General features: G+C 67.4%; 27 protein-coding genes and 1 tRNA gene. 21 read left to right on the top strand and 7 right to left on the bottom strand.

Features of this window, described 5'->3' with window-relative positions:
* The first annotated feature begins 1 nt into the window (after window position 1).
* The 19 genes from QO015_RS09650 (at window position 2) to QO015_RS09560 (ending at window position 14007) form a co-directional block, all read left to right on the top strand.
* On the top strand, window positions 2-268 hold the full coding sequence (locus QO015_RS09650; RefSeq protein WP_266279780.1) for a hypothetical protein: 267 nt from the start codon (window positions 2-4) through the stop codon (window positions 266-268).
* Window positions 258-869: a DUF2312 domain-containing protein gene (locus QO015_RS09645; RefSeq protein ID WP_266279781.1), complete on the top strand. Its 612-nt coding sequence runs from the start codon at window positions 258-260 to the stop codon at window positions 867-869. Before QO015_RS09650 ends, QO015_RS09645 begins: the two co-directional genes overlap by 11 nt.
* Window positions 866-1765, top strand: coding sequence for an ATP-binding protein (locus QO015_RS09640; protein WP_266279782.1), 900 nt, complete (start codon window positions 866-868; stop codon window positions 1763-1765). Before QO015_RS09645 ends, QO015_RS09640 begins: the two co-directional genes overlap by 4 nt.
* 3 nt (window positions 1766-1768) lie before the next feature.
* Window positions 1769-2941: a DNA polymerase III subunit beta gene (gene dnaN / locus QO015_RS09635; protein WP_266279783.1), complete on the top strand. Its 1173-nt coding sequence runs from the start codon at window positions 1769-1771 to the stop codon at window positions 2939-2941.
* A gap of 68 nt (window positions 2942-3009) precedes the next feature.
* Window positions 3010-3237, top strand: a complete 228-nt coding sequence (locus QO015_RS09630) for a hypothetical protein (protein ID WP_266279784.1) — start codon at window positions 3010-3012, stop codon at window positions 3235-3237.
* Entirely contained in the window at window positions 3234-3554 is a 321-nt protein-coding gene (locus QO015_RS09625) for a hypothetical protein (protein ID WP_266279785.1), read from the top strand. The genes QO015_RS09630 and QO015_RS09625 overlap by 4 nt, the downstream gene beginning before the upstream one ends.
* Window positions 3554-3889: a hypothetical protein gene (locus QO015_RS09620; RefSeq protein ID WP_266279786.1), complete on the top strand. Its 336-nt coding sequence runs from the start codon at window positions 3554-3556 to the stop codon at window positions 3887-3889. Before QO015_RS09625 ends, QO015_RS09620 begins: the two co-directional genes overlap by 1 nt.
* Window positions 3886-4362 (top strand): single-stranded DNA-binding protein, encoded by a 477-nt coding sequence (gene ssb, locus QO015_RS09615; protein WP_266279787.1) that lies wholly within the window; start codon window positions 3886-3888, stop codon window positions 4360-4362. Before QO015_RS09620 ends, ssb begins: the two co-directional genes overlap by 4 nt.
* A gap of 8 nt (window positions 4363-4370) precedes the next feature.
* Entirely contained in the window at window positions 4371-4628 is a 258-nt protein-coding gene (locus tag QO015_RS09610) for an XRE family transcriptional regulator (RefSeq protein WP_266279789.1), read from the top strand.
* A gap of 4 nt (window positions 4629-4632) precedes the next feature.
* Window positions 4633-5703, top strand: coding sequence for a tyrosine-type recombinase/integrase (locus tag QO015_RS09605; protein WP_266279790.1), 1071 nt, complete (start codon window positions 4633-4635; stop codon window positions 5701-5703).
* On the top strand, window positions 5700-6227 hold the full coding sequence (locus tag QO015_RS09600) for a GIY-YIG nuclease family protein (RefSeq protein WP_266279792.1): 528 nt from the start codon (window positions 5700-5702) through the stop codon (window positions 6225-6227). The genes QO015_RS09605 and QO015_RS09600 overlap by 4 nt, the downstream gene beginning before the upstream one ends.
* A 34-nt stretch (window positions 6228-6261) precedes the next feature.
* A tRNA-Gly gene (locus QO015_RS09595) sits at window positions 6262-6335 on the top strand.
* Between the two features lie 157 nt (window positions 6336-6492).
* The gene (locus QO015_RS09590) at window positions 6493-7035 is read left to right on the top strand and encodes a hypothetical protein (protein ID WP_266279794.1); all 543 of its coding nucleotides are present in this window, start codon (window positions 6493-6495) and stop codon (window positions 7033-7035) included.
* Window positions 7036-7357: 322 nt separating this feature from the next.
* The gene (locus QO015_RS09585) at window positions 7358-8608 is read left to right on the top strand and encodes an ABC transporter substrate-binding protein (protein ID WP_266279796.1); all 1251 of its coding nucleotides are present in this window, start codon (window positions 7358-7360) and stop codon (window positions 8606-8608) included.
* Window positions 8609-8681: 73 nt separating this feature from the next.
* The gene (locus QO015_RS09580) at window positions 8682-9605 is read left to right on the top strand and encodes a carbohydrate ABC transporter permease (RefSeq protein ID WP_266279797.1); all 924 of its coding nucleotides are present in this window, start codon (window positions 8682-8684) and stop codon (window positions 9603-9605) included.
* A 15-nt stretch (window positions 9606-9620) separates the two neighbouring features.
* Window positions 9621-10466, top strand: coding sequence for a carbohydrate ABC transporter permease (locus QO015_RS09575; RefSeq protein ID WP_266279798.1), 846 nt, complete (start codon window positions 9621-9623; stop codon window positions 10464-10466).
* 40 nt (window positions 10467-10506) lie between these two features.
* Window positions 10507-12090 (top strand): apiosidase-like domain-containing protein, encoded by a 1584-nt coding sequence (locus QO015_RS09570; RefSeq protein ID WP_266279799.1) that lies wholly within the window; start codon window positions 10507-10509, stop codon window positions 12088-12090.
* A 10-nt stretch (window positions 12091-12100) separates the two neighbouring features.
* The gene (locus QO015_RS09565) at window positions 12101-13081 is read left to right on the top strand and encodes an NAD-dependent epimerase/dehydratase family protein (protein ID WP_266279800.1); all 981 of its coding nucleotides are present in this window, start codon (window positions 12101-12103) and stop codon (window positions 13079-13081) included.
* A gap of 23 nt (window positions 13082-13104) precedes the next feature.
* Window positions 13105-14007 carry a nucleoside hydrolase gene (locus QO015_RS09560; RefSeq protein ID WP_266279801.1) on the top strand — a complete coding sequence of 301 codons (903 nt, stop codon included), beginning with the start codon at window positions 13105-13107 and terminating at the stop codon, window positions 14005-14007.
* On the opposite strand, the gene QO015_RS09555 is transcribed toward QO015_RS09560, so the two are convergent.
* From QO015_RS09555 to QO015_RS09535, 5 genes are all read right to left on the bottom strand, one after another.
* Complete coding sequence (locus tag QO015_RS09555) at window positions 14004-15161, bottom strand: CaiB/BaiF CoA transferase family protein (protein WP_266279803.1); 1158 nt, start codon at window positions 15159-15161, stop codon at window positions 14004-14006. The genes QO015_RS09560 and QO015_RS09555 overlap by 4 nt on opposite strands.
* A gap of 1 nt (window position 15162) precedes the next feature.
* Window positions 15163-16386: an acyl-CoA dehydrogenase gene (locus QO015_RS09550; RefSeq protein WP_266279804.1), complete on the bottom strand. Its 1224-nt coding sequence runs from the start codon at window positions 16384-16386 to the stop codon at window positions 15163-15165.
* 72 nt (window positions 16387-16458) lie between these two features.
* Window positions 16459-17694: an NAD(P)/FAD-dependent oxidoreductase gene (locus tag QO015_RS09545; protein ID WP_266279805.1), complete on the bottom strand. Its 1236-nt coding sequence runs from the start codon at window positions 17692-17694 to the stop codon at window positions 16459-16461.
* Window positions 17695-17701: 7 nt separating this feature from the next.
* Entirely contained in the window at window positions 17702-18019 is a 318-nt protein-coding gene (locus QO015_RS09540; RefSeq protein WP_266282388.1) for a MocE family 2Fe-2S type ferredoxin, read from the bottom strand.
* Between the two features lie 35 nt (window positions 18020-18054).
* Window positions 18055-19143 (bottom strand): fatty acid desaturase family protein, encoded by a 1089-nt coding sequence (locus tag QO015_RS09535; RefSeq protein ID WP_266279806.1) that lies wholly within the window; start codon window positions 19141-19143, stop codon window positions 18055-18057.
* 134 nt (window positions 19144-19277) lie between these two features.
* On the opposite strand from QO015_RS09535, the gene QO015_RS09530 reads away from it, so the two are divergent.
* Entirely contained in the window at window positions 19278-20348 is a 1071-nt protein-coding gene (locus tag QO015_RS09530) for a LacI family DNA-binding transcriptional regulator (RefSeq protein ID WP_266279807.1), read from the top strand.
* A gap of 18 nt (window positions 20349-20366) precedes the next feature.
* Here QO015_RS09530 and QO015_RS09525 read toward each other — a convergent pair whose 3' ends face one another.
* Window positions 20367-22070: an MFS transporter gene (locus QO015_RS09525; protein ID WP_266279809.1), complete on the bottom strand. Its 1704-nt coding sequence runs from the start codon at window positions 22068-22070 to the stop codon at window positions 20367-20369.
* Window positions 22071-22458: 388 nt separating this feature from the next.
* Window positions 22459-25143, bottom strand: a complete 2685-nt coding sequence (locus QO015_RS09520; protein WP_266279810.1) for a DNA translocase FtsK — start codon at window positions 25141-25143, stop codon at window positions 22459-22461.
* Window positions 25144-25426: 283 nt separating this feature from the next.
* Here QO015_RS09520 and QO015_RS09515 point away from each other — a divergent pair, with 283 nt between their 5' ends.
* On the top strand, window positions 25427-25783 hold the full coding sequence (locus QO015_RS09515; RefSeq protein ID WP_266279812.1) for a DUF805 domain-containing protein: 357 nt from the start codon (window positions 25427-25429) through the stop codon (window positions 25781-25783).

Below are 25783 nucleotides of genomic sequence, written 5' to 3'. Positions count from 1 at the left end.
GATGGCCGGCACGATCCTCACAGCCTGCGCCATCATCTTCGTCGCCGTGCTCGGTACCGGCGCCGGGCTCGTGATCGGCCTGCTGCTGCTCGCCGCGACATGGCCGCTCTGGCTGCCGGTCTTCCTGACCTATCCGGGCTCCGACGAGCTTGCGGTGACCGTCGCCATGCTCTGCGGAGGCCTCGGCGGCGCGTCGATCTCTGTCGCGCTCTACGCGCAACACGCCCTTCGTCCAGCCTCAGGAGAGGATCAGAAGCATGTCCAGTGATGGCTCCAACAGCGCCGCCATGCTGCGCGGCTTCGTCGATGATCTGTTGCGCCTCGAGGAAGCCAAGGCCGATATCGCCGGCGATATCACCGACCTCAAGAAGCGGGCGAAGGAGACGGGCTTCGACCCGAAGGCCATCGCCCGTATCGTCCGCGAAATGCGCGAGAGCGAGAGCGCCAGGCGCGCCCGCCGCGAGACGGAAGAGCTGGCCGAGATCTATCGCGCCTCGCTCGGCATGCTCGACGGGACGCCGCTCGGCGACGAGGCCAGACGCCGCATGACCGAGGAGCAGCCGCCCGAGGGGGAGCCTGAGCAGGCGCCCGATGAGGCACAGGCTGTTCCGGCGACGCTCGGCCCGGCCGAGATCGAGGCGGCCCGCGATGCCGGCCACAAGGCCGCGCATGAGGGCGTGTCGATCCTCGCCAATCCCTTCGTCGCCGGTGATCCGCGCCGTGCCGCATGGGACGAGGGATGGTGCGCCGCGACCGGTTCCGACGGCATGGAGATCCCGAAGGCCTGGCGCCGCACCAAGCCGCCCAAGGGCAAGGCCGGTGACGACAAAGGCTCCGATGAGGGCAAGCCCGAAGGAGGCGCGGAATGAAGCGCGCGCTCCGCACCGCCAAGCAGGCGGATATCGAGCAGCGCCTCGGCCGCTTCGCCGATGTCCTGTTCCCGCAAGAGGCCGAGGAGCCGATCCTCGCCCCGGCCGTCCGCGCCGCCGTGTTCGATTGGCTTGCCGAGATCCGCGCCGCCGATGCGCTCGACGCGGTCGGTCTCACGCCGCGCCGGTCGATGCTGCTCTACGGCCCGCCCGGCTGCGGAAAGACGACGCTGGCGCATCACTTCGCGGCCCGCCTCGGCCTGCCGCTCGCCTGCGTACGTTCTGAGAGCCTCGTCGAGGCGAGCCTCGGCGGCACGGGCAATAACATCAGCAAGCTGTTCGACGCGATGAAGGCCACCGAGGGCGGCGCCGTCGTCTTCTTCGACGAAGTGGACTCGATCGGCAGCAAGCGCATGAACGACCAGGGCGCCAGCGTCGAGATGGCGTCCGCTCTCAACGTGATGTTGCGCCGGATCGAGATGTTCGGCGGCATCGCCATGGCCGCGACGAACCGTCAAGACGTTCTCGATCCCGCGCTCTGGCGGCGCTTCAACATGCAGCTGTCGGTCGACCTGCCCGGCGAGGAAGAGCGCTTCGCGATCCTCCGCCGCTATGCCGCGCCCTTCGAGCCGTCCGACGATGATCTCGACCTGCTGACGGCCGTCACGCGCGGCGCCTCGCCGGCGCTGTTGCGCGCGCTGATGGAGGGCGTGAAGCGCGTCCTCGTCATGGCCGAGCGCCTCAAGCGTCCGGCCGCTGATCCGGTCGCGGTCTTCGCCCCCGTCGTCGCCGCCGTCGCACCGCCGCCCGAGGTCGCCGATCTCCCGGCGCTCTGGACGCGCGGCGGAATCGAGGATCTCGCCGGCCTCTCCTGGCCGTGGCCGCGAAAGGACTAGACCATGAGCAGTGTTTCCGTAGGCGTCGGACTGTCGCTCTCCGTCGCCGTTGCCGACCTGAAAGGCGCGCTCGCCGCCGCGAGCCGCGTGGTCGAGCGCCGCACAACGATTCCGATCCTCGCTCACGTCAAGCTGGTCGCCGAGGGCGGCCGCCTGTCGATCCTCGCCACCGATCTCGACCTCGAGCTGCGCACGGTCATCCCGGCCGAGGTGACGACGCCCGGCACGACGACGTTGCCGGCGCTGCTCTTGAACGACATCGTCAAGCGCATCGACGAGCGCGAGCGGCTGCAGGTCGCGCCGGGCGAGGGCGGCCTGTTCACGCTGAAGGCCGGCCGCTCGAAATGGCAGGTCCAGGCGCTCCCGGCCGAGGACTTCCCCGATCTCGCCATCGGCGCTTTCGAGACCAGCTTCACGCTGTCGCCGGCAAACCTCAAGGAGATCGCCGACCGCCTTTCCTTCGCGATCTGCACGGAGGAGACGCGCTATTACCTCAACGGCGTCTATCTGCATGCCCCGGTCATCGACGGAGCGGCGAAGCTGCGCGCGGTCGCGACGGATGGTCACCGCCTGGCGCGGCTGACGCTCGACCAGCCCGCGGGCGCGGCGGCGATGCCCGGCATCATCGTGCCGAGGAAGACGGTCGCCGAGCTGGCTAAGCTCGCCGAGAGCTTCGGCAAGGAAGGCGGCACGACGGCGACGATCGAGGTCTCCGAGACGAAGATCCGCGTCGCCTTCGGCGATACGGCGCTGACCTCGAAGCTGATCGACGGCACCTATCCGGACTATAGCCGCGTCGTGCCGCCGGAGGCACAGCACACGGTGACGCTGCCCCGCGCCGCGTTCCTCGAGGCGGTCGACCGCGTGACCGCCGTTTCCAGCGAGCGCGGCCGCGCCGTCAAGTTCGCCTTCGGCTCCGATGTAGCGGGCGAGCTGATGACGCTCACCTGCGTCAATCCCGATGCCGGCCGCGGCGAAGACGAGATCGGCAATATCGAGATCGCCGGCGCGCCGCCCGAATGCGGCTTCAACGCCCGCTACGTCCTCGATTGCCTCCAGGCGCTCGGCGGCGACCGCGTCGTGCTCGGTCTCAACGAGACCGGCTCGCCCGCCCGCCTCCACGCTCCCGACAAGGCCGACGAGTTGCTCGTCGTCCTGATGCCGATGAGGGTCTGACGATGGCAGAAGCTCGCAACCGCGCAGCGATCTCGTTTTCGACGACGCTCACCCTGAATGAGGTCGAGATGCGCGCACTTGATGCGCTCGTCGGCTATGGCGTCGACGCCTTCCTGAAGGTCTTCTACGAGAAGCTCGGCGAAGCCTACATGCGCCCGCACGAGGCCGGGCTGAGATCGCTATTCAAGGCGATCGGCCGCGACGTTGGCCCTGCACTCATGGACGTCGATCAGGCGCAGAAGGACCTACAAAACGCCTTTCTTGCCCGCCGCGCCAAAGAGGACGCGCGGCCATGACGATGCTCAAGAAAGACCCGAAGGTCACCCGCGAGGATCTCACCGAGCTCTGCGCGCCGAGATGCCCGCACTGCTACGAGCGCAGCATGGCCTGGGCGACGGTCACGCTTGAGCAGATCGTCACCGCCTGGCCGATTCGCCCGACGGTGACCGTCGAGGCGGACGGCTATGCCCCGAGCAAGACGGAGTTCGGCCTGCTCGTCTTCTCCTGCCCCGAGTGCTGCAAGCACTCCGCCCTCGCGATCGACGATGACGAGGTCAAGCTCGTCGCCATGCGCACCGAGAAAGACGAGCGCCTTCTGAAGGAGACCGTGTGATGCCGATGATCAAGCCCGACGCCATGCCGTCGCCGGAAACCCTGATCGACTATGGTAACGGCGAGGTCGGTGCCGTGATGTTCTATTACGCGGCTGAAGGCCAAGACTATGGCGAGATTGCCCGCGAGCACGGTTTCAGCTTCCGCATTCTCTGGCTGGAGGATGACGCCGATGCCGATCAGGAATTGCTGGTGGCCTATGAGGAGGGCGCCGGCGATATCTGCGCCAGGTGGAACCCGAAGATCCCTGACGGCTTCCAGCTCGCGGCCAAGCACGACACCGAAGACGGGCCGGTCGCGATCTTCATCCGCAAGCGGGAGAAGGGCGCATCATGAGCCGCAGCCTCAACCGCGTGCAGCTGATCGGCCATCTCGGCCGCGATCCCGAGATCCGTTCGACCAATGCCGGCAAGAGGGTCGCGACCTTCTCGATCGCCACCGGCGAGAGTTGGAAGGACAAGGACACCGGCGAGAAGCGCGAGCGCACCGATTGGCACAATGTCGTCGTCTTCAACGAAGGCCTCGCCGGCGTGGTCGAGAAATATGTCAAGAAGGGCTCGCGCTGCATGGTCGAGGGCGAGTTGCGCACCCGCAAATGGCAGGATCAGGCCGGAGCCGACCGCTACTCGACCGAGGTCGTGCTGCCGCAATATGGCGGCAACCTGATCCTGCTCGACGGATCGAGCGGCCGGGCTTCGCCCGACGAAGGGAGCTACGGCACGCAGCGCCAGGCACCGCCCGCCGGCGCATCAGCCGGCGGCGGCACATCGTCCTACGCCGCCGATCTCGACGACGATATCCCGTTCTAGGAGGCGTCATGAACGCGCGCGCCCAGCCCGTTACGGCGGCCGCTGTCCGCCCTGTTCCTCGCCGCGGTCTCCGCCGCGACGAGGCCGCGACCTATGTCGGCGTGAGCCCGTCCAAGTTCGATCATTTGGTCGCCGACGGGCGCATGCCGGCAAGCTTCCAGATCGACGGCTGCCGCGTCTGGGATATCCGCGCGCTCGACGCGGCGTTTGACGCGCTCGCGGGCGGCGCGCAGGATGACGAGCAAGAATGGACCTTTGCGCCCTGACGAGATGCCCCGGAAACTCCCGCCCTTCTGCGTCGAGGACGTCGACCGCTACGGCAAGGTAAGGATCTATCTGCGCCGCAAGGGCGAGAGGAAGATCCGCATCGAGGGCGTGCCGTGGTCGACCGAATTCATGGACGCCTATGCGGCGGCGCTCGCGGGATCGCTCGACGATGAAGGGCGGCCGAGCCTGCAGCGCTCGGTGGACGGCACATGGCGATGGCTGTGCGAGCAATATCTAGGTCGCTTTGCCGGCTATCTGCAGATGACGCCGCCGACCCGCGCCGCCTATCGACGCCTGCTCGAGGCGACCTATGACGAACCCATTGCTCCCGGCGACAAGCGCTGCTTTCGCGATGTCCCGATCCGCATGATGAGCGCCAAGGCGGTGCGAACGCTCCGGGACCGCAGACTCGACAAGCCCAGCATCGCCAACGCAACACTCAAGGTCATGCGGCAGGTGTTCCGCTTTGCGATCGAGGACGAACTGGCGGCCGATAACCCGGCGCTGAAGGTCGAGTTTCTCGGCGCGGCGACAGAAGGGCACCACACTTGGACCGTTGAGGAGACGATCAAGTTCGAGCAGCGCCATCCGATCGGGACACAGGCGCATCTCGCCTATGCGCTCCTGCTCTACACCGGCGCGCGCGTCTCCGATGTTCGGCTGTTCGGCCGGCAGCACATCTCCGATGGGTGGCTGCACTTCCGGCCAACAAAGACGAGCCGATCGAGCGGCGTCGAGGTCGAGATTCCGATCCTGCCGGCTCTGCAGGCAGTCCTCGACCAGTCGAAGGCCGATAACCTGACCTTCCTGACGACGCATCAGCACAAACCTTATTCGGCGAAGGGCTTGACCAACCGCATGCGCGACTGGTGCGACGAGGCCGGCCTGCCGCAATGCTCGGCGCACGGCCTCCGCAAGGCCGGCGCGACGATCGCCGCCGAGAACGGTGCGACCGAGCGGCAGCTGATGGCCATCTATGGCTGGACCTCGCCCAAGCAGGCCGCCCGCTATACGCAGAAGGCCAGCCGCAAGAAGCTCGCGGGCGAGGCCATGGGGCTGATCAAGAAGCTATGATGCGCGCGAAGTATCTTGTCGAGGACGTCGATCGATACGGGTCATCGCGATTCTATGTCCGTCGGCCGGGCAAGAAGAAGATCAGGATAACTTGCGAGCCGGGAACTGCTGAGTTCGATCAGGCATATCGTGACGCCATGGGCGAGGATTTCGACGGAGCCGTCGCTCGGTCGAAGCATGAGCTCGAGGCGAAGCGCGGCCTGCGCTTTCTTTATGTCGTGTCGGACGGCGAGGCAGTGAAGATCGGCCTTGCGACCAACCTCAAAGGCCGCCTGTCGTCGCTTCAGGTCAGCCAGGCTGCCCCTCTGGCTTGCGAACTGCTCTTCGAGACATCAGCCGACGAGGCGTTTCCTCTGGAACAGTCCGTTCACTTCGCCCTCCGCACCTGCGCCGTAAGAGGCGAATGGTTCTCAGTCTCGGCAGACGAAGCTGGTCAGACCATTCTCGCAGTTGCCAAGGCCCTCAGAGTTCGGGTACGAAAGAGCAACTACCGAGTCCAACTTTCCGGTTCTGTTGGACTTTAGGCGAGAAATCTGAACGATTTCAATGCCTTGGAATGCGGGTGTAGTTCAATGGTAGAACGGCAGCTTCCCAAGCTGCATACGAGGGTTCGATTCCCTTCACCCGCTCCAGCTTCTCCCTGCTGAAGACGAGACGCGATCCGGCGTCGTGCCCGATCGATGCCGGCGCCGGCGGCGAGCGGCGTGCGAAATGCGACGGACGTTCGTGCCGGTCTCGTGCTACAGCGCGGCTTGAATCTCAGTCACGTCGCGATCGGGGGATCAAGGGATGACACACGCACCGGTTCATGACGCCGGCGGATCGAAGCCGCCGCTGCGGCAGCGGCTGATCGGCTCGTTCCGCCTCTTCTTCATTCTCTTCATCTATCTCTGGATCCTGCTCGGCCTCTTCGTGCTCAACCAGAATTTCGAGCGGCTGCGGGAGGGCGAGACGCTCGCCCTGCAGGGTTTCGCGCTCATGAACGCGCTGGTGCTGGGCAAGGTCATGATGCTCGCCGAACACCTCGATTTCGCGCGGTGGCTCAGGACGCGGCCGGCGATCTTCTCGATCCTGTTCGAGGCGCTGTTCTGCACGGTGCTCTTCATCGCCTTCCACTTCGTCGAGCACTGGGTGATCGGTCTCTTCCGCGGCGCCGCGGCCGTCGACGAAGGTCCGACGGCGACCGTGGCCGGCGTCGCGATCATCGCCGTCGTGCTCTTCGTGTCGCTGATCCCGTTCTTCGCCTTCAAGAACGTCACCCGCATCATCGGCTGGCCGCGCATGCGCCACATCCTGTTCGGCCGGCCCGACCAGCCCATTCCAGGCGGCTGACCGCCAGCCGGCCGCAAGCCTCCATCCATCGTCGATCGATCACAGGCGCGCCTCCGCACGGGGCGCGCCTTTTCATTTCGCGCCGCTCCCGCGGCAGCCTTCCGGCGCGGGTCACGGAGGCTGGCGAGCCGCCGCGCCTTGCGAAGCCTCTCCTGATGGTATAATGAGTATCTCAATATGTGGTCGAACGAGACCGGGTCGCGCGGAAGAGGAGCCGCGCGGCGCTGCCGAAAGGTCCGGCTCGCCGCCGGCTGGCCACGCAATGGCCGGTCGCCGGAAAACCAGAGCAAGAAACCTGAGGAGGAGAGGACTCATGCGAGGAATGAGGTTGTTTGCGGCGACGGCGCTCGCCGGTCTCGTCGCATTCTCGGCCGCGGCCGAGGCGAAGGAGACCCTGCGCCTGATGACGGTGTTCGATGCGAACGGCGTCCAGCAGTGGGAGCCGGTGCTCGCGGCCTATAACGAGGCCAACCCGGATTACGAGGTGAAGATGGAGACGGTGGCCGGGTCCGGCGCCGCCGTCTATCCCGACGTGCTGCGCACGGCGATGGCGAGCGGCGATCCGCCGGACGTCTTCTTCATGTGGGGCGGCGAGATCGCGGGGCCGTTCATCCGCGCCGGCCAGGTCGCCATTCTCGACAGCTATTACGAGAAGTACGGCTGGGACAAGGTGGTGGCGCCCTGGACGATCGAGCGCATCACGCGCGACGGCCACAAATACGGCGTTCCCTTCCATGCCCGCGGCATGGGGCTCTGGTACCGGGTCGACCTCTTCGAGAAATACGGCCTCTCGGAGCCCAAGACCTATGACGAGCTGGCGAAGATCTGCTCGACCTTCAAGGAGAACGGCATCTATTGCGCCTCCTTCGGTGGCAAGTTCGGCTGGCAGACCATGCGCCTGCTCGATTACTTCACCGAGACGACCTGCGGCCCGGAAGAGCACGACAAGCTCAATGCGCTGCAGTCGAGCTGGAACCAGCCCTGCGTCGTCGCGGCCTATGACCGGATGGCGCAGTGGGTGAAGGACGGCTGGCTGGTGCCGGACTTCCTCAATGTCGCGCCCAACGACGCCCGCATGGCGGTCTATGCCGGCGACGCGGCCATGGTGTTCGAGGGCGGCTGGTTCGAAGGCGTGCTGAAGAGCGACGAGCAGCCGATGGAGAACTTCAAGTTCTTCCTGCCGCCGACCGACCACACGCCGGTGCGCTACTCGGCCTTTCCCGAGCAGTGGATGATCCCGGAATCCTCCAAGCACAAGGACGCCGCGGCGGCCTTCATCAACTGGATCACCATCCCCGACACGCAGAAGAAGTTCCCCGAGGCCTTCACCGCCTCGGCGACGATCGGCGTCGAATCCGACTGCTCGGTCACCCCGCGTGACTGTGAGTGGAAGAAGATCCTGACCTCGGACTCGCAGACCTATCCGCCGACCGACCAGGCCTTCACCAAGGAACTGATCGACGGCTTCTTCGAGATCCAGGACGGCGTCGTCGCCGGCAAGATCACGCCGACGGACGCCGCGGCCCAGATGCAGGCCAAGGCCGAGGCCTGGAAGGCGAAGCAGAAGTCCTGACCTCCCGGGACGATCGCCCGGAGGGCGGTGCCGCTGGGCGCCGCCCTCCAAGCCTACTCGCATGAGAGAGAGCATGACCGTGAGCAGCCTGGCCGAAGGGCGGCCCGCCTTTGCCCGTGCGCGTCGCCGGCGGAGGATCCCCGTCGCCTGGATCCCCTATCTCTTCCTTGCGCCCGCCCTGATCTGGTATGCGGCCTTTCTCGTCTACCCGATGCTTCAGTCGCTCTACATCTCGTTCTTCGACTGGGACGGGCTGTCGCCGACGATGACCTTCGTCGGCCTGAAGAACTACGTCACCATCTTCGTCGAGGACGAGATCGCCCGCCTCGCGCTCTGGAACAACATCCTGTGGACGCTCGGGGCGCTCGTTCTGCCGACGGCGATCGGGCTCATGCTGGCGCTGGCGCTCAACCGCCGCGTGCCGGGCTCGACCCTGTTCCGCACCATCTTCTACAGCCCCGCCGTGCTGCCGCTGGTCGCCGTCGGCCTGATCTGGGCCTGGGTCTACAACCCGAATTTCGGCGTGGTGAACACGACGCTGAAGTCGATCGGCCTCAGAAGCTGGGCCGCCGGCTGGCTGTCGTCCTACGAGCTGGCGCTGCCGGCGACCTTCGTCACCTTCGTCTGGTCGCATGTCGGCTTCCCGATGATCTTCTATCTCGCCGGCCTGCAGGCGATCTCGAAGGAATATTATGAAGCGGCGACCATCGACGGCGCCAACGCCTTCCAGCGCTTCCGCCATGTGACGCTGCCGGGATTGACCGAGACGCATGTCATCGTGCTGTCGCTCGCCGTCATCAACGGCTTCAAGGTGTTCGACCTCGTCTACACCATGACCTATGGCGGCCCCGGCCGCTCGACCCAGGTGCTCGGCACCTGGATGTATTTCCAGACCTTCCAGTATTACCACGCCGGCTATGGTTCGGCGCTCGCCTGGGTGATCGCGGCCATCGTGCTGGTCATCGCCATCCCCTATATCCGCCGCATGTCGCGCTGAGCGAGGACCGAGACCATGTTCGCCGACGTCCGCAACCAGCGCCGCCTCGAGCAGACGCTGCTGTTCATCAGTCTGCTCGTCCTGTCGCTGATCTGGCTCACCCCCTTCGCCACCGTCGTCATGTCGGCGATCCGCAGTCAGGGAGACCTGCTGTCGCGCGGCGTGTTCTCCTGGCCGAAGGCCATCGCCTGGAAGAACTTCTCCGATGCTTGGAACACGGGCGACTTCTCGATCTATTTCCGCAACAGCCTGCTGCTGATCTTCCTCAAGGTGCCGCTCGGCATCTTCATCGCCGCGCTCGCCGCCTATCCGCTCGCCAAGATGCGTTTCCGCTTCTCGGGCGCCATCTTCATCTTCTTCCTCGCCGGCCTCGCCGTGCCGGTGCAGGTGACGCTGCAGCCGCTGCTCGTGATGATGAAGCAGCTCGGCATCGCCAATTCGATCTTCGCGCTCATTCCGCCCTATGTCGCCTTCGGCCTGCCGTTCCAGATCTTCGTGCTGCGCGGCTTCTTCCGCCTGATCCCGTCCGAGTTGCTCGAGGCGGCGCGGCTCGACGGTGCCTCGGAATGGACCGCCTTCCTGCGCGTCATGGTGCCGCTCTCGGTGCCGGCGCTGGCGACGCTCTGCATCATCGACGTTCTCAACACCTGGAACGAGTTCCTGATCGCCCTCGTGCTGATCAGCGCCAAGGAATCGCGGACGGTCCCGGTCGGGCTGTTGCAGTTCCAGGGCGAGTATTCGTCGCAATATACGCTGTTGATGGCCGGTATCCTGATCTCGATCATTCCGGTCATCGTGATCTTCATCTTCCTGCAGCGCTATTTCGTCGCCGGCCTCACTTCCGGCGCCGTCAAGGGCTGAGCCGCTTCCTTCCCCTTTCCTGCATCGTCAGAGGATGACCATGACCGGACCCAGCAGCCTCCCGCGCCGCAGCGTCGGCGAATGGCAGCTTTCGAGCGCGCGCCGCTATCAGAGCCCCTTCGCCGATGTGCGCGTCGATGTCGCCTTCACCGCGCCGTCGGGCGCCGTCTCCAGCCTGCCGGCCTTCTATGACGGTGACGGCGTCTGGCGCTTCCGCTTCAATCCCGGCGAGGCCGGCCGCTGGACCTGGCGGTCGACCGCGATCCCGCACGATCCGGACCTCGTCGCCGAGGGCAGCTTCGAGGTCACCGAGCGCGAGACGCGCGGCTTCCTCAAGGCGACGCCCGGCAAGGCCTTCGGCTTCCACTACGAGAATGGCGAGCCGGTCTTCTTCCTCGGCGACACGGTCTACGACCTGTTCGGCATGGATTACTGCGGCGGCGATGTCGAAGGCTTCCTGAAGCGGCGTCGCGACAGCGGCTTTAACCTCTTCCGCTGCCGCCTGCCGATCAGCCGCTTCCATCCGCCGGAGGGCTACAGCGACTGGCACACCAAGCGGCTCTGGCCCTGGGGCGGCAGCGAAACGGCACCACGCTTCGACATCTTCAATCTCGATTACTTCCGATCGGTCGACAAGACGGTCGCGCTCATCGACGATCTCGGCATGGGCATCGAGATGATCATGGAGGGATGGGGCTTCGAGTTCCCGTTCAACCATCGCGCCTGGTTCACGCCCGAATGGGAAGAGCTGTGGATGCGCTATCTCATCGCCCGCTACGACGCCTATTCGGCCGTCTATTTCTGGACGCCGCTTAACGAATACGAATACTACCCGAATGGCGACTGGCACTATAAGCCGACGGCCGATCGATGGGCGCTGCGCATCGCCCGCTGGATCAAGGCGACGGCGCCGCATGGCCATGTGCTCTCCATGCACAACGGTCCGGTGATGCCGCCCTTCGCCGAGCGCTTCAAGGCCGATCCCGAGGCCGTCGATGCCATCATGTTCCAGGAGTGGGGCGCGCGCGACCGCGAGAATGGCTGGCTCGCCACCGGCATCGAGGAGCAGATCGGCAAGAGCCTCGCCGGCTGGCAGGGCAGCGCGATCTTCGCCGAATGGGGCTATGAGCGGAACCCGGACTTCTATCTGAAGCTGCCGAGCCACGAATTCTGCGACCGCAACCATACGCGGCGCAGCGCCTGGCGCGGCGTGATGTCCGGGCTCGGCATCATCGCCGGCTTCGAGAATTCCTGGGCGCCGTGGATGGAACTCGGCACCGACCAGCCGGGCGTCGCCGATCTCGAGGTCGTGCAACGCTTCTTCCGCGAAAGCGTGCCCTTCGCGGCGCTGCGGCCGGCGGACGACGTGGTGCAGGGCGATTTCGAGCGGGGCACGCGCCCGCTGGCGCTCGCCGATGCCGCCCGTTCGCTGATCGTCGTCTATTTCCCGGCCGGCGGTTCGGCCGAGATCGCCGCGCATGGCACGCGGGCGATGGAATGGTTCGATCCCCGGACCGGCGCCACGACCCCGATCGACGGCGCGGCCGGCGGCATGGTCTCGGCCCCTGCCGGCCGCGACGCCGACGGCCACCCGCTCGACGCGGTGCTGGTGATGAGGGCCTGACGGAGCCGTCATGGCAGAGGTCCTCATCCTCGGCGGCACGGGAACGATCTCGTCGCACACGCTGGCGGCGCTGGTCGCCGGGGGGCATGGCTGCACGATCCTGACGCGCGGCGACCACGGGCCGCCCGGCGTCGCCGGCGTCGCGACCGTGACCGGCGACCGCCGCGACGAGGCCGCGCTCGCGGCGGCGCTGGCGACGGTGCGGCCGGACGTGGTGATCGACTTCGCCTGCTTCCGGCCCGAGGAGGCGCGCGCCATCGCCCGCATCGCGCATGGCCGCATCCGCCACTACGTCTTCGTCTCGACGGTCGACGTGTTCGGCTTTCCGCAGCCTTCGCTGCCGATCGCCGAGGATGCGCCGCCTTGCGCCGCCAACACCGCCTATGCCGAGGCCAAGCAGGCCTGCGAGCGGATCTTCGCCGCCGCCTGCGACAGCGGCCGCTTTCCGGTCACCATCGTGCGGCCGACCTATTCGCTCGGGCCGCGCTTCGTCATCTCGCTGTTCGAACATCGCGCGGACCGTGTGATGGCGCGCATGCGCCATGGCAGGGCGGTGGCGGTTCCGGGCGATGGCGGGCGGCTGATCCATGTCAGCGACGCCGCTGACACCGGGCGCATGATCGCCGCGCTCGCCGGCCGTGTGGATGCGCGCGGCGCGCGGCTCACCGTCGGCACGGCCGGCTCCGTGATGACGCATGCCGACTATTGTCGCCGCCTCGCGCACGCGGTCGGCGCAGAGCCGCGCCTCGTCTTCGTCCCGGACGCCGCGCTTGCCGCCGAGCCGGCGGTCGCGGACGGCCTCTACCCGGCGCTGACGCGCTTCGACCTTTCCTTCGCCATTGGCGGCCATCCGGCCTTCGACGGCTTCGCCTATCGGGGCGGGATCGACGCCGGCATCGCCGCCTATGCCGCGCGGATCGAGGCCCAAGGCGCCTTCGCTTCACCGCCGCCCGAGGATTTCGAAGACGCGCTCGCCGCGCGCTTCGGCTGACCACACGTCAACAGGAGGATTTCGTGCCGCTGTCCAAAGACAAGCTCGCCCGCGTCATCGTCAACACCGACGCCAAGAACGAGGCCGACGACCAGTACTGCATCGTCCAGGCGCTGCTCTCGCCGTCGTTCGAACTGGCCGGGCTGATCCCGGCGCATTTCGGAACGCGCCGCACAACCCGCTCGATGGAGGAGAGCCGCGAGGAAATCGACCTGCTGCTGAAGCTGATGAACCTCTCCGGCAAGGTCACGGTCGCCAATGGCGCGCCGACCGCGCTGCCGGACGAGACGACGCCCGTCCCCTCCGAGGGCGCGGAACTCATCATCCGCGAGGCGATGAAGGACGACGACCGGCCTCTGCACGTCGCCTTTCTCGGACCGCTCACGGACATGGCCTCGGCGCTGCTGATGGAGCCGAAGATCGCGACGCGCAATGTCCGCGTCGTCTGGATCGGTGGCGGCCGCTGGCCGGTCGGCGGGCCGGAGTTCAACCTCTCCAACGACATCCACGCCGCCAATGTCGTCTTCCGCTCGAGCGTCGAGCTCTGGCAGATCCCGATGACGATCTACCAGATGATCGCCGTCTCCTATGCCGAGCTCGAGGAGCGGGTGCGCCCGCACGGTCCGCTCGGCGCCTATCTCGTCGACCAGCTGATCGAGTTCAATCTCCGCGGCCATCAGGGGCCGATCGAGTATCGCTCGCTCGGCGATACCCCGTCGCTCTCGGTCATCATGAATCCGAACGGCGGCACCTGGCGCTACGAGCCGGCGCCGGAATTCAGCCCGCTGATGAACTACGTCCATACCGGCGGCAACCGGCCGGTGAAGGTCTATGACACGATCGACGTGCGCTTCATCCTGGAAGACATGTTCGCGAAGATCGCCCGTCACGCCCGCGGCGTGCAGGAGACGGCCGTCTTCGTCTAGCCGGCGGCTTCGAGCGCGGCGAGTTCGGCGAGGACTTCCTCGCCGTGCTCGCCGAGCTTCGGCGCCCGGCGGCCGAGCGCGAGCGGCGATGCCGAAAGGCTGATCGGGCTGCGGATGCCGGGAATGCCGTCGGGGTCGATGCGCATGCCGCGCGCGACGATCTGCGGATCGGCGAAGACGTCGGCGACGCTGTTGATCGGCCCCGCCGGAACGCCGGCGGCCTCGAGCGCGGCGAGCAGCGCGTCGCGCTGCCAGGCGAGCGTGCGCTCGCTGATCGCCGCCGAAAGCTCTGCCCGGTTGGCGACGCGGGCGGCATTGGTGAGGAAGCGCGGATCGGCGGCCCATTCGGGCGCGCCGACGATCGACGCGAAGCGCGCGAACTGGCCGTCATTGCCGACGGCGAGGATGAAATGCCCGTCGGCGACCGGAAAGGTCTGGTAGGGCGCGATGTTGGGATGCGCGTTGCCGAGCCGGGTCGGCGCGATCCCGGTGACGAGATAGTTCATCGCCTGGTTGGCGAGGACGCCGGCCATGGTGTCGAACAGCGCCATGTCGACCTGCTGCCCGAGGCCCGTCTTCTCGCGCGCGGCCAGCGCCGCCTGGATGGCGACGACGCCGTAGAGGCCCGTGAAGATGTCGGCGAAGGCGACGCCGATCTTCTGCGGCTCCCCGGCCGGATCGCCGGTCAGATCCATGATGCCGCCCATGCCCTGGATCATGAAGTCGTAGCCGGCGCGCGGCGCATAGGGGCCGGTATGGCCGAAACCGGTGATCGAGCAATAGACGAGGCGCGGATTGATCGCGGAAAGGCTCGCATAGTCGAGCCCGTATTTGGCGAGGCCGCCGAGCTTGAAATTCTCGATCAGGACGTCGGCCTGCGCCGCCAGCCGCCGCACCAGGCCGGCGCCTTCTTCGGTCGCAAAATCGGCGACCACGGAGCGCTTGCCGCGATTGCAGGCGTGGAAATAGGCGGCTGTCCGCTCGCCGCCATGCTCGATGAAGGGCGGTCCCCAGCGCCGCGTGTCGTCGCCTTCGGGGCTTTCGACCTTGATGACGTCGGCGCCGAGATCGGCGAGCGTCTGGCCGATCCACGGACCCGCGAGGATGCGGGCGAGCTCGACGACGCGGAGCCCGGCAAGCGGCGCTTCCGTCATCTCAGAAGAAGGCCTGCAGGCCGGTCTGCGCCCGGCCGAGGATCAGCGCATGGACGTCATGCGTGCCCTCATAGGTGTTGACCGTCTCGAGGTTCTGCGCGTGGCGCATCACGTGATACTCGATCTGGATGCCGTTGCCGCCATGCATGTCGCGGGCGTCGCGCGCCACCGCGAGCGCCTTGCCGCAATTGTTGCGCTTCACCAGCGAGATCATCTCCGGCGCCGCCTCGCCCTCGTCCATCAGGCGGCCGACGCGCAGCGAGCCCTGCAGGCCGAGCGCGATCTCGGTCTGCATGTCGGCGAGCTTCTTCTGGAAGAGCTGGGTCTGCGCCAGAGGGCGGCCGAACTGCTTGCGGTCAAGCCCATAGCTCCGCGCCCGATGCCAGCAGTCCTCGGCGGCGCCGAGCACGCCCCAGGAAATGCCGTAGCGGGCGCGGTTGAGGCAGCCGAAGGGGCCCTTGAGGCCGGAAACGCCGGGGAGCAGCGCATCTTCCGACACCTCGACGCCGTCGAGCACGATTTCGCCGGTGATCGAGGCGCGCAACGAGAGCTTGCCGCCGATCTTCGGCGCCGAGAGGCCCCTGGTGCCCTTCTCGATCACGAAGCCGCGGATCGCGCCGTCATGTGCTTCCGACTTCGCCCAGACGACGAAGAGGTCGGCGATCGGGCTGTTGGAGATCCAGGTCTTGGCGCCCTGCAGGCGGTAGCCGCCGTCGATCTTCGTGGCGCGGGTGTTCATGCCGCCGGGATCCGAGCCGGCATCGGGCTCGGTGAGGCCGAAGCAGCCGATGAGTTCGCCGCGCGCGAGGCGCGGCAGATAGGCCTCGCGCTGCGCGGCGCTGCCATAGGCGTAGATCGGATACATCACGAGCGAGGACTGCACGCTCATCATGGAGCGATAGCCGGAATCGATCCGCTCGACCTCGCGGGCGACGAGCCCATAGGCGACATAGCTCGCGCCCGCGCCGCCATAGGCCTCGGGAACGGTGACGCCGAGCAGGCCCTGTTCGCCCATCTCGCGGAAGATGTCCGGATCGGTGACCTCGTCGAGATAGGCCTTCTCGATGCGCGGGGCGAGGCGGTCGGCCGCGAAGGCGGCGGCGGCGTCGCGGATCATCCGCTCCTCGTCGGTGAGCTGGCTGTCGAGCCGGAACGGATCGGACCAGTCGAAGCGCGAAAGGTCGGGGCGATCCTTCGGCGAGAGGGGGGCGGCTGCATCGGTCATGATCGGTGTCCGGAAAGCTGTCTCGGCTGTCTTGTAGCAGCCGCGTCGCCGAACACCATAGAACGGAGATTGTTAGACCATCAACGATTTCAGCTTCACCGCCGGATCGGCGAGCGATGCCGGATCGGGACGGGCGCACCGGCCGATCAGCATCTCGGCCAGCCGCACCTCGCGCGCGATGGCGCCGTTCGGCCCGACGGCGCTCGCGCCGACGAGACGCCCATCGCCGGCGAGGTGGAAATCGAGCCGCGCATCGCCTGCGAGCGGACGGGTGACGGTCTCGGCGCCTTCGTCAGGAAGGCCGGCGATCTGCAGCGTGAGATCGTAGTGATCCGACCAGAACCAGGGCACGGCGGCATAGGGCTCGCCAAGGCCGAGCATGGACTTCGCCGCCGCATTGCCGTGGTCCTGCGCGTTGCGCCAGGCCTCGAGCCGCAGCCGGCGCCCGCCATAGAGTGCATGCGGGAAGGAGCAGCAGTCTCCGGCGGCGAAGATGTCGGGGTCCGATGTCGCGAGATGCGCATCCACGGCGATGCCGTTGTCGAGCGCCAGCCCCGATTCGGCCGCGAGCGTCGTCTCCGGCAAGGCCCCGACGCCGGCGACGATCGTATCGCCATCGACAGGATCGCGCCCGGCGAGCATGACCCGGTGGCGCCCGTCCGGCAGCGCGTCGATGCGCTCGATGGCGGCGCCGGTGACGATCCCGACGCCTTCGGCCGCGTGCCGGGCGGCGACGAGCGCGGCGAGTTCGGCCGGCACGGCGCGGCCGAGCAGCCGCGGCGCCATCTCGATGACGGTGGCTTCGGCGCCGCGCGCCCGCGCCGCTGCCGCGAGTTCGAGGCCGATGAAGCCGCCGCCGATCACGACGAGGCGGCTGCCGGGCTGAAGGCGCCGTCGCAGCGCCTGCGCCTCGCCGAAGGAGCGCAGATAGTGGATGTTGTCAGGTCCCGCGCCCGGCACGGCGAGCCGCCGCGCCCTTGCGCCGGTCGCGATCAGCAGCCGGTCATAGGGGAGGGGATCGCGGTCCTCGAGGACGATGCGATGTCCCGCGCGATCGATGGCGAGCGCCGGCGCGCCGGCGATATGGTCGATGCCGTTCTCGGCAAGACGCTCCTCGCTCAGGATCGTCGCCGGCTTCGGCGCGTCGCCATCGATGAGCGCCGCCTTGGAGAGTGGCGGCCGCTCATAGGGGAGGTGCACTTCCTCGCCGACCAGCGCGATGGCGCCGGAATAGCCGTTCTCGCGCAGCGCCAGCGCCGCCCGCGCCCCGGCCTCGCCGGCGCCCACGATCACGATGCGCTGCGGCATGGTCGTCTCAGTCGAGCCCGATCAGCACCTTGCCGCCCTCGACGCGCACCGGATAGGTCTTGAGGTCGACGCAGACGGGCGCGCCCTTGGCCTTGCCGGTCGTGTAGTCGAAGCGGCCATTGTGCTTCGGGCACTCGATGATGTTGTCCATCACGAGACCATCGGCGAGATGCACCTTCTCATGCGTGCAGAGGCCGTCGGTGGCGAAATAGTCGTCGTCCGGCGAGCGGTAGATCGCAAAGGTGCGGCCCGCATGGTCGAAGCGGATCACGTCTTCCTCGTCGATCTCGTCGGCGGCGCAGGCCTCGACCCAGCTGGCGGCGATGGCGGTCGGCATGGTGGTCTCCGGTCTTTCTGGGCTTACTCGGCGGCGATGATCGCGCCGCCGGCGGCGCCGGGATCGAGCGGAGCGGCATGGCGCGGCAGCTCGCGCTTCACATACCAGCCCGGCTCGCGGCGCTGGCGCAGCAGGGCCGGGATGATCTCGCGATAGGCTTCAAAGGTGTTGGCATAGGGAGTCGGGCAATCGTCCTTGATCGCCTCGTGCAGCTTCGGCAGCGCGTGATAGGGCACCATCGGGAACATGTGGTGCTCAACGTGATAGTTCATGTTGAGATAGAGGAAGCGGAACACCGGGTTCATGTAGACGGTGCGGCTGTTCAGCCGATGGTCGAGCACGTCCTCGTCGAGGCCGGCATGCTGCGTCAGCCCGAAGAACACCATCATGAACGCGCCGTAGAAGCTCGGCAGGCCGAGGAACATCGCCGGCAGGATCGAGCCGACCGCGAGGCACCAGACGGGGATGGCGAGATAGAGCAGCGCCATCACGCGCGCCTCGAGATAGACGCGCGGACGCTCGGACTCGGGAATGAAGGTTTCCTCGCCCGGCTCGAGTTCGCCGCGGACATGGAAGGACAGCTTCTTCACCAGCGCGATCGCGCTCTTGATGCCGAACAGGTTCAGGATGATGCCGGCGATATCCGGCGGCCGCGGCACGGCGATTTCCGGATCGAGGCCGACGATGATCGTGTCGGTGTGATGGCGCGTATGGCTCCAGCGCCAGACGGTCGGCTCGCGCAGCACCATGAAGCAGGCGATGTAATAGACGACGTCGTTCATCCATGTCGTCTTGAAGGCCGTGCGGTGGCCGCATTCGTGCCAGCGCGAGTCGCAGGCGGAGCCATAGAGCACGCCATAGACGAGGAAGAACGGCACCGCGGCCCACGAGCCCCAGAAATACCAGCCGCCGAGACCGGACAGCGCCATGGCGCCGAACCAGATGATGGTATCGCGGATCGCCGGCCCGTCGGAGCGGCGCATCAGCTCCTTCATCTGCTTGCGGTCGATCGGGCACTGATACCACTTTGCCGTCGCCAGCCCGCGCTCGATGGCCCTCTGATGCTCGGGGCCGACGAGGGAGTAATCACGCGGTCGTTCCTGCACGGTCATGCGGGGCTCCTCCGAAGCGTCACAGGCCTTTGCGGCCTTGTTGTTTGACCCTGGAATCTAGCGAGGCTGCGGCGGCGAGACAATCGGGCTATGATGCAATCTATCACCAGAGCTCAAGGCTTGCGGAACCGCGCATGATAGATTCCATCACGAGCGGCACCGGCCGGCGCCCCACCATCGCCGATGTCGCGCGGGCGGCCGGCGTCGGCGTCGCAACCGTGGACCGGGTGCTCAACAAGCGCGCCGCGGTGCGGCGCGACACCGCCGCCCGCGTCCTCGCCGCCGCGGAGGCGATCGGCTATCACGGCGCCGGCCTGTTGCGCCGACGGCTCGACGAGGCCCCGGCCGAGAAGAGCTTCGGCTTCCTGCTGCAGCGGCGCGGCGACGCGTTCTATCGCGAGCTGGCCGCGGCCCTCACGGGGGCGACGCGCGGCCTGACGCGACTGCGCGGCCGGCCGGTGGCGGAGTTCGTCGACGACATCTCGGCCGCCACCGTCGCCGCCGACATCGCCGCGCTCGGCGCTCGGGTCGACGTGCTCGCCGTCGTCGCCGCCGATCATCCGCGGGTGACGGAGGCGGTCGCCGATCTCGCCCGCCGCGGTGTCGCGGTCGTCACGCTGCTCTCCGGGATCACCGGACCGGTCGCCGGCCATGTCGGCATCGACAGCCGCAAGGCCGGGCGCACGGCCGGCTGGGTGATCCGCCATCTCGCCCGCGAGGCAGGGGGCGTCGGCATCCTCGTCGGCAGCCACCGCTTCCTCGATCACGAACTCTCCGAGATCAGCTTCCGCTCCTACATGCGCGAATGCGCGCCGAGCTTCCGCCTGCTGGAATCCTTCTCCAATCTCGAGGATCCCGGCCTCGCCCATGAGGGCACGCTGGAGCTGCTGAAGCGCAATCCCGATCTCGTCGGCATCTATCTCGCGGGCGGCGGCATGGCCGGAATGGTGGCGGCGCTCCGCGAGGTTCGGCGCGACCGGCACATCGTCGCCGTCTGCAACGAACTGGTCCCGGAAACGCGGGCGGCTCTGGTCGACGGCATTCTGGATGCGGTGATCGCGACGCCGATCACGCTCCTCGCCGAGCGGGCGGTGGAGGCGATGGCGGATCTGGTGCTCGGCGGGGCGGGGCCGGCGGCGCCCGCTCTTCTGCCCTTCGGGCTGTTCGTCTCGGAGAACCTGCCGGAATGGCCGGGGCGGCGCTGAGCCGCCCCGGACCGGACCTCAATCGTTGGCGTAGATGTCGCGGTCTTTCGTCTCCGGGATGAAGAGCACGCCGATGACGAAGCAGATCGTGGCGAAGAAGATCGGATACCAGAGACCGAAATAGATGTTGCCGGTCTGTGCAACCATGGCGAGCGCCGTCGCCGGCAGCAGGCCTCCGAACCAGCCGTTTCCGATGTGATAGGGCAACGACATCGAGGTATAGCGGATGCGCGTCGGGAAGAGTTCCACCAGCGCGGCCGCGATCGGGCCGTAGACCATCGTCACGAAGATGACGAGGATGAACAGGAGCCCGATGATCGACAGGACCTGGCTGTTGAAGTCGAACGGACTGTTCATCTTGACGATGCCGGCATCGCCCGGCTTCGGATAGCCCGCGGCCTGCAGCGCTCCCAGCGTCGCCTTGTCCCAGTCGGCCCTCGCTGCCTTCGGATCGGTGGCCCCGGCCGGATCGAAGGCCGGGAAGTCCTGCCCGTTGATCACGATCTTGACCGGGCTGCCGGCCGGCGCGGCGATGGTCGTGTAGCGGATCGAGTTCTTGGCGAGGAAGTCGCGGGCGACATCGCAGGGCGCCGTGAACACGCGCGTGCCCACCGGGTTGAACAGGTTGCCGCAGCCGGCGGGATCGGCGGAGACCTCGACCTTCACGGTGTCGAGCGCCTTCTCCAGCGCCGGATTGCCGACCGAGGTCAGCATGCCGAAGAGCGGGAAATAGGCGAGTGCCGCGATCAGGCAGCCGGCCATGATGATCGGCTTGCGGCCGATCTTGTCCGAAAGCCAGCCGAAGAACACGAAGAAGCCCGTGCCGAGCACAAGCGACCACGCGATGAGAAGGTTGGCGGTGTACCCGTCGACCTTCAGGATCGACTGCATGAAGAACAGCGCATAGAACTGGCCCGTATACCAGACCACGCCCTGGCCCATGGTGAGGCCGAGCAGCGCGAGCAACGCGATCTTCGCATTCGACCACTTGCCGAATGCCTCCTTGAGCGGGGCCTTCGAATGCGTCCCTTCTTCCTTCATCTTGAGGAAGGCCGGCGACTCGTTGAGCTGGAGCCGGATCCAGAGGGAAACGCCGAGCAGGATCACCGAGACGAGGAACGGCACGCGCCAGCCCCAGGCCGCGAAGCTCGCCTCGCCGACCGCCGTGCGGGTGAAGAGGATGACGAGGAGCGACAGGAACAGCCCGAGCGTCGCCGTCGTCTGGATCCAGGACGTGTAGAAGCCGCGTCGGCCATGCGGGGCGTGTTCCGCGACATAGGTGGCGGCGCCGCCATACTCGCCGCCGAGGGCGAGGCCCTGCAGGAGGCGCATGATGATCAGGATGATGGGCGCGGCGATGCCGATCTGGTTGTAGCCGGGCAGGAGGCCGACGATGAAGGTCGACAGGCCCATGATCAGGATGGTGACGAGAAAGGTGTATTTCCGGCCGACGAGATCGCCGAGCCGTCCGAAGACCAGCGCGCCGAAAGGACGGACGAGAAAACCGGCGGCGAAGGCGAGCAGCGCGAAGATGTCCGCCGTTGCCTTCGGGAACTGGCTGAAGAACTGCGCGCCGATGATCGTCGCGAGGGCGCCGTAGAGATAGAAATCATACCATTCGAAGACCGTGCCCAGCGATGAGGCGAAGATCACCTTCTTCTCGCCGGACGTCATCGGCCGCACGGGATCCTCGCCCGTGCCCGGAACTGACCGCGTCGCCATATCCCCTCCCTGGTCGGCTGACTCGACGAAGTTCCTTGAAGGGGATGTCGTCCCGGCCTCGTTGATCGGGCCGCGCCATTGGCTCCGGTAGTGACTCTCCCCGATGTCAACAGAGGATCATGCAAAGGCGTCGTCAACGGCTTTTGCATGCGCTCTACATGAACGGACAAGTCAAAGCGTCGCAGAGCGGCGGTGATGAGTTTGCAGGCTGCTTGCGCGATGCGTCGGCTCGCCTGATTTTGCAGTGTTGCAATTTACAACAGTCGTCCCAAGACTGTCCGGTCGGATGATCTCTCTCGGTCAGTAATCTCGGCGAGAGTCGGAAAAAAGGCCCCGCCACGGATGGTGGCGGGGCCTCGAAACTCTGGCGGCAGCGCCTTGTGCGCGCTCAGCGCTCGCGCAGGATCTCGCGCTTGCCCGCATGGTTGGCCGGGCCGACGATGCCCTCCTTCTCCATCCGTTCCATGATCGAGGCGGCACGGTTGTAGCCGATCTGCAGGCGGCGCTGGATATAGGAGGTCGAGGCCTTCTTGTCGCGCAGCACGATCGCCACGGCCTGGTCGTAGACATCGGCGCCCTCGTCGCCGAATTCGCCCTTGTCGAACACGGCGCCGTCTTCGCCCGCCGCCGCCGGGGCGGCCTCGGCCTCCTCGTCCTCGTCCGAGGTGACGGCGTCGAGATATTCGGGATGGCCCTGCGTCTTCAGATGGCGGACCACCTTCTCGACCTCGTGGTCGGAGACGAACGGGCCGTGCACGCGCTGGATGCGTCCGCCGCCGGCCATGTAGAGCATGTCGCCCTGGCCGAGCAGCGTCTCCGCTCCCATCTCGCCGAGAATCGTGCGGCTGTCGATCTTGGACGTGACCTGGAAGGAGATGCGGGTCGGGAAATTGGCCTTGATCGTGCCGGTGATGACGTCGACCGAGGGACGCTGCGTCGCCATGATGAGGTGGATGCCGGCGGCGCGGGCCATCTGCGCGAGGCGCTGGATCGCGCCTTCGATGTCCTTGCCGGCGACCATCATCAGGTCGGCCATCTCGTCCACGATGACGACGATATAGGGGAGGGGCGTGAGATCCATCACCTCCTCCTCGTGCACGATGTCGCCCGTCTCCTTGTCGAAGCCGGTCTGGATCTGGCGGGTGATGACCTCGCCCTTGGCGCGCGCCTCTGCGACGCGGGCGTTGAAGCCGTCGATGTTGCGCACGCCGAGGCGCGACATCTTGCGATACCGCTCCTCCATCTCGCGGACCGTCCAGCGCAGCGCCACGACGGCCTTCTTCGGGTCGGTGACGACCGGCGTCAGCAGATGCGGGATGCCGTCATAGACGGAGAGCTCCAGCATCTTCGGGTCGACCATGATCAGCCGGCAGTCCTCCGGCTTGTACTGGTAGAGCAGCGACAGGATCATGGTGTTGATGGCGACCGACTTGCCCGAGCCGGTAGTGCCGGCGACGAGCAGGTGCGGCATGCGGGCGAGATCGGCGATGACCGGCTCGCCGCCGATCGTCTTGCCGAGGCAGAGGCCGAGCTTCGCCTTGTCCTCGGCGAATTCCTGGCTGGAGAGCAGTTCGCGCAGCCAGACGGTTTCCCGGCGCTGGTTCGGCAGCTCGATGCCGATGACGTTGCGGCCCTCGACCACCGCGACGCGCGCCGAGACGGCGCTCATCGAGCGGGCGATGTCTGCCGAGAGCGCGATGACGCGCGAGGACTTGGTGCCGGGCGCCGGCTCCAGCTCGTACAGCGTGACGACCGGGCCGGGATTGGCGTCGATGATCTCGCCCCGCACGCCGAAGTCGCGCAGCGTCTGCTGCAGCTTGGCCGAGTTGCGGTCGAGCGATTCGGCGGAGAGCTCCGAATCGGGCTCGGTCGAGGGCGGCTCGGCGAGCAGCGTCAGCGACGGGAACTCGTAGTCGTCGCTGTCGACATTGGGCGCGAGCGCCGCCGCGGCGGGACGTGCGACCGGAGACGGCGCCGGAGCGACGACCGGAGCGGGCGCCGGGGCTGCGGCGGCAGGAGCTACAGCAGGAGCAGGAGCAGGCACGGCCTTCGGCATCTCGGCCGCGGGCGCCGGCACAACGACAGGCGCCGGGGTCGGGGCCGGTGCGACCGCGACAGGCTGGGGCGCCGGCTGCACGACGGGAGCCGGTGCGACCACGGCGGGCGCCGGCAGCGGGGGGAGGTCGATCGGGCCGGCCTCCGCCGTTGCCACCGCGCCGTCGGCGCCGTCATCCTCGTGCCGGGCGTCGTCGACCGGCCAGACGAAGGTGACGCGGACGGTGGCCCTGAGCGGCGCCTCGATCGGCAGGACGCTCGGCGCGACGACTTCGGGAACGAGCGGCATCGAAGCCATCTGCCCCGGCAGCGGCGCGCCGGGAATGTCGTCCTGCTCGGTCGCGCGCTCGGGCGGCGCGACGACATCGACGCGGATCATCCGCGCCACATGGCTCAGCGTCGGCAGCGGCTCGGCCGCCGGCCCGTTTTCCTCGGCCATGGTCTGCAGGATCTCGTCGAGCGACGCGGCGGGCGGCTCGGCTGCGACGGGCGGAAGAGCCGGGTTCTCGATGACGGCGGGAGGCGTCGGATCCGCCGGCGGCGGCGTCATGGGAGCGGCAGTCGCGCCCTTGGCCGCGATCTCCTCGCCGATGTCCCTGGCGATGTCCTTGGCGGGGCGTTCGGCCTGAGGCGCCTGCGGACGGGCGAGCGGGCGCTGCGGCGCCGCCGGTCCGCGTGCGGGCCCGTGCAGGCGGGTGGCCGGCTGGAACGGCGCCTTGACGGGCGGCGGCGGCGGCGTCTCGCGCGGCCGCATCAGATAGTCCGGCGTGCGGGTGAAGCGCGTCGTCGGCGTCGTGGTGAAGGGGCGCAGCCAGCTCGGCACGGTATCGAGCGAGGCGAGGTCGGCCGCCCGGAGCTCGAACGGATCGGGCTTGCCGGCATTCGGCCGCCCGGCATCGGGCCGCGCATCGATCGGCCGCCGGAGATGCAGCGTGCCGCGCTCCGGCTTCGTCGCGCTTTCGGCCGTGCGGGCCTGTTCGGAAGAATGACCATCCGGAGTGTGCGGAGGAACGCGCATGGTGCCGAAGACCTTCAGCTCGTACTGACAACCCGTCCGTCGCCGGACCCCAGAAGGCATAGGAACGCAGCGTTAACGAAGGGTTGTCCGGACCGGTCGAGCTTGAGTTAAAATGGCGGAATCGCGCGATTCCGCCCTTTGGCGCTGTGGAGAATTCGGCGTGCTGTTGCCGGTCTGCCGCAGAGGCGTCAGGCGCCGCCGCTGCCGGGAATCTCTTCACCTTTCCCGTGCATGCTGTGTGGGATGGGCCGCCGCCCCGGGCGGCCCGATGGGGAGGCAAACCATGGATATGAGCACGGCGGTCAGGACCGTCTTCTCGAAATACGTCACCTTTTCCGGACGCGCGAGCCGGCCGGAATTCTGGTGGTGGGTGCTGTTCACGATCATCGTCGCGATCGTCGCCTACGTCATCGACTACGCGCTCGGCTGGCGTTCCGAGGATTACGGCGCGGGCCCGATCTCCGGCCTCTGGTCGCTGGCGACGCTTCTGCCGAATCTCGCGGTGACCGTGCGCCGTCTGCACGATACCGACCGCTCGGGCTGGTGGTACTTCATCATCCTGATCCCGCTGATCGGCGCCCTCATCCTGCTCTACTGGATGATCAAGCGCTCGGATCCGGGCACGAATCGGTTCGGCTGA

This window comes from Kaistia geumhonensis (assembly GCF_030815145.1).
Classification (GTDB): Bacteria; Pseudomonadota; Alphaproteobacteria; order Rhizobiales; family Kaistiaceae; genus Kaistia; species Kaistia geumhonensis.
The sequence above is the reverse complement of the archived record's forward strand: the minus strand, read 5'-3'. Positions and strand labels throughout refer to the sequence as shown.

What these genes read in the sequence shown, in the direction of transcription:
- QO015_RS09515 (WP_266279812.1), top strand. Translation starts at nt 25,427, where the DNA reads ATGGATATGAGCACGGCGGTCAGGACCGTCTTCTCGAAATACGTCACC.
- QO015_RS09645 (WP_266279781.1), top strand. Translation starts at nt 258, where the DNA reads ATGTCCAGTGATGGCTCCAACAGCGCCGCCATGCTGCGCGGCTTCGTC.
- QO015_RS09620 (WP_266279786.1), top strand. Translation starts at nt 3,554, where the DNA reads ATGCCGATGATCAAGCCCGACGCCATGCCGTCGCCGGAAACCCTGATC.
- QO015_RS09580 (WP_266279797.1), top strand. Translation starts at nt 8,682, where the DNA reads ATGACCGTGAGCAGCCTGGCCGAAGGGCGGCCCGCCTTTGCCCGTGCG.
- QO015_RS09525 (WP_266279809.1), bottom strand. Translation starts at nt 22,070, where the DNA reads ATGGCGACGCGGTCAGTTCCGGGCACGGGCGAGGATCCCGTGCGGCCG.
- QO015_RS09610 (WP_266279789.1), top strand. Translation starts at nt 4,371, where the DNA reads ATGAACGCGCGCGCCCAGCCCGTTACGGCGGCCGCTGTCCGCCCTGTT.
- QO015_RS09585 (WP_266279796.1), top strand. Translation starts at nt 7,358, where the DNA reads ATGAGGTTGTTTGCGGCGACGGCGCTCGCCGGTCTCGTCGCATTCTCG.
- QO015_RS09550 (WP_266279804.1), bottom strand. Translation starts at nt 16,386, where the DNA reads ATGACCGATGCAGCCGCCCCCCTCTCGCCGAAGGATCGCCCCGACCTT.
- QO015_RS09565 (WP_266279800.1), top strand. Translation starts at nt 12,101, where the DNA reads ATGGCAGAGGTCCTCATCCTCGGCGGCACGGGAACGATCTCGTCGCAC.
- QO015_RS09555 (WP_266279803.1), bottom strand. Translation starts at nt 15,161, where the DNA reads ATGACGGAAGCGCCGCTTGCCGGGCTCCGCGTCGTCGAGCTCGCCCGC.
- QO015_RS09530 (WP_266279807.1), top strand. Translation starts at nt 19,278, where the DNA reads ATGATAGATTCCATCACGAGCGGCACCGGCCGGCGCCCCACCATCGCC.
- QO015_RS09630 (WP_266279784.1), top strand. Translation starts at nt 3,010, where the DNA reads ATGCGCGCACTTGATGCGCTCGTCGGCTATGGCGTCGACGCCTTCCTG.
- QO015_RS09545 (WP_266279805.1), bottom strand. Translation starts at nt 17,694, where the DNA reads ATGCCGCAGCGCATCGTGATCGTGGGCGCCGGCGAGGCCGGGGCGCGG.
- QO015_RS09600 (WP_266279792.1), top strand. Translation starts at nt 5,700, where the DNA reads ATGATGCGCGCGAAGTATCTTGTCGAGGACGTCGATCGATACGGGTCA.
- ssb (WP_266279787.1), top strand. Translation starts at nt 3,886, where the DNA reads ATGAGCCGCAGCCTCAACCGCGTGCAGCTGATCGGCCATCTCGGCCGC.
- QO015_RS09570 (WP_266279799.1), top strand. Translation starts at nt 10,507, where the DNA reads ATGACCGGACCCAGCAGCCTCCCGCGCCGCAGCGTCGGCGAATGGCAG.
- QO015_RS09575 (WP_266279798.1), top strand. Translation starts at nt 9,621, where the DNA reads ATGTTCGCCGACGTCCGCAACCAGCGCCGCCTCGAGCAGACGCTGCTG.
- QO015_RS09640 (WP_266279782.1), top strand. Translation starts at nt 866, where the DNA reads ATGAAGCGCGCGCTCCGCACCGCCAAGCAGGCGGATATCGAGCAGCGC.
- QO015_RS09625 (WP_266279785.1), top strand. Translation starts at nt 3,234, where the DNA reads ATGACGATGCTCAAGAAAGACCCGAAGGTCACCCGCGAGGATCTCACC.
- QO015_RS09650 (WP_266279780.1), top strand. Translation starts at nt 2, where the DNA reads ATGGCCGGCACGATCCTCACAGCCTGCGCCATCATCTTCGTCGCCGTG.
- QO015_RS09535 (WP_266279806.1), bottom strand. Translation starts at nt 19,143, where the DNA reads ATGACCGTGCAGGAACGACCGCGTGATTACTCCCTCGTCGGCCCCGAG.
- QO015_RS09605 (WP_266279790.1), top strand. Translation starts at nt 4,633, where the DNA reads ATGCCCCGGAAACTCCCGCCCTTCTGCGTCGAGGACGTCGACCGCTAC.
- QO015_RS09590 (WP_266279794.1), top strand. Translation starts at nt 6,493, where the DNA reads ATGACACACGCACCGGTTCATGACGCCGGCGGATCGAAGCCGCCGCTG.
- dnaN (WP_266279783.1), top strand. Translation starts at nt 1,769, where the DNA reads ATGAGCAGTGTTTCCGTAGGCGTCGGACTGTCGCTCTCCGTCGCCGTT.
- QO015_RS09520 (WP_266279810.1), bottom strand. Translation starts at nt 25,143, where the DNA reads ATGCGCGTTCCTCCGCACACTCCGGATGGTCATTCTTCCGAACAGGCC.